Source organism: Mesorhizobium sp. M5C.F.Ca.IN.020.29.1.1, from assembly GCF_003997375.1.
Classification (GTDB): Bacteria; Pseudomonadota; Alphaproteobacteria; order Rhizobiales; family Rhizobiaceae; genus Mesorhizobium; species Mesorhizobium wenxiniae.
Genome location: NZ_RZSW01000842.1, coordinates 1 through 1889, shown reverse-complemented (window position 1 = coordinate 1889; position 1889 = coordinate 1). Strand labels below are relative to the sequence as shown.

The 1889-nt window shown below is 64.7% G+C and carries 2 protein-coding genes; both read right to left on the bottom strand.

The genetic code is table 11. The features are described 5' to 3' along the window. Positions 1-63: 63 nt before the first annotated feature. Positions 64-942 carry an ABC transporter permease gene (locus EOA85_RS34175; RefSeq protein WP_127212627.1) on the bottom strand — a complete coding sequence of 293 codons (879 nt, stop codon included), beginning with the start codon at positions 940-942 and terminating at the stop codon, positions 64-66. A gap of 517 nt (positions 943-1459) precedes the next feature. After that, a partial coding sequence (locus EOA85_RS34165; RefSeq protein ID WP_164760094.1) for an ABC transporter ATP-binding protein occupies positions 1460-1889 on the bottom strand: 430 nt, incomplete at its 5' end.

Below are 1889 nucleotides of genomic sequence, written 5' to 3'. Positions count from 1 at the left end.
GGACAAGCGCGGCATACCCCTGCCAGGAACGAGGCGTGATCGACGAAAGGCTGAGGAGATCGCTCATGCCGGCCTCCCGCCCATGGCGCGGTCGACGATGCGCCCGGCCATGCCGACCACCATAACCAGCAGGGCTGCCACGACCGAGCCGGCAACCAGCGCCGACCAGATGTCGATGGTCTGGCTGTAATAGGCGCCGGCAAGCAGCTTGGCGCCGATGCCGGCGACGGCGCCGGTCGGCAGTTCGCCGACGATGGCGCCGACCAGGCTGGCGGCGACCGCCACCTTCATCGAGGTGAACAGGAACGGCACCGATGCCGGCACGCGCAATTTCCAAAAGGTCTGCGAGGGGCTGGCATTGTAGGTGTGCATCAGGTCGAGATGGGTGAGCTCGGGCGAACGCAAACCCTTGACCATGCCGACAGCCACCGGGAAGAACGACAGATAGGTCGAGATCAGCGCCTTCGGGATCAGCCCGGTGACGCCGATCGCCGCCAGCACGACGATGATCATCGGCGCCACCGCCAGGATCGGAATGGTCTGCGAGGCGATAATCCAAGGCATCAGGCTGCGGTCGAGCGTCGCCACATGCACGATACCGACGGCAATCACAATGCCGAGCGCCGTGCCGAAGGCAAAGCCGAGCAGCGTCGAGGACAACGTCACCCAGGCATTGTAGACAAGGCTGCGGTTGCTGGTGACGCTGCGCAGAAACGTGTTCTCGAAGAAATTCACAGCCACCTGATGCGGCGCCGGCAGCGTCGGCTTCGGCTGCGACATCGTCTTGCCGATGAATTCCACAACCCCCGGCGTCTCGCCGGCACGGCGGTCGAGATCGCGCTGGAACGGCGCGTTGAGGATGACGGCGAAAACATACCAGAAGACCACCACGCCCGCGAGGATCGAGGTCACCGGAACGATCTTGTCGCGGAAGGAGTCCATCTAGCGATCCTCGCGAGGTTGGCCCCCTCCTCTCCCCAGCGGGGAGAGGGTGGCCGGAGCGAAGCGGAGGTCGGGTGACTTCGGCTGCAACGCCGCCAACCACCCTCTGCTGGCAGCGCTGCCGCGTATGTGGCCATGCCTGTTCTTCGTCGTCCTAGGGCGGAGCCGGAAAGCGGCGTGCGTAGAGGGAGCGGCCAACCAGGCCTTCGTCATCCTAGGGCGAAGCAAGGAGCGAAGCGACGCGGCGCAGACCCTAGGATCCATGCCGTAACTTTCGTGCTCCGCAACGGTGCGGAACAATGCTCCCGACCTGAAGAAAACGTCAGCCGTCGTCGCCTGCGTGGCGGACATTCTGAACCGTTTGGGCCTTTCGGCCGAAGTCACGGAATGGATCCTAGGGTCTGCGCACGCCGCTTCGCGGCGGCTCCGCCCTAGGATGACGAAAGCACGGTTAGCGTCTGCCTCGCTAGGGCGATGCACCTCCTGCGTTGAAGGCGCAAGCCAGTGCCGCTTCACCTCAATCATCATAGCTGTGTCCTGCCCTGAGCCCGTCGCGCACGCGTGCCGCGATCGCCAGGAACTCCGGTGTCTCGCGGATGTCGAGCGGTCGCTGCTTGGGCAGCGTCGATTCGATGACGTCGCTGACGCGGCCCGGACGCGGCGACATGACGATGATCCGCGTCGAGAGGTAGACCGCCTCGGGAATGGAATGGGTGACGAAGCAGATGGTCTTGTTGGTCCGCTCCCAAAGCTCCAGAAGCTGTTGGTTGAGATGGTCGCGCACGATCTCGTCCAGCGCGCCGAACGGCTCGTCCATCAACAGGAGATCGGCGTCGAAGGCCAGCGCCCGCGCGATCGAGGCGCGCTGCTGCATGCCGCCGGAAAGCTGCCACGGGTATTTCTGCTCGAAGCCGCCCAGGTTGACGAGGTCGAGCGTGCGCTTGATC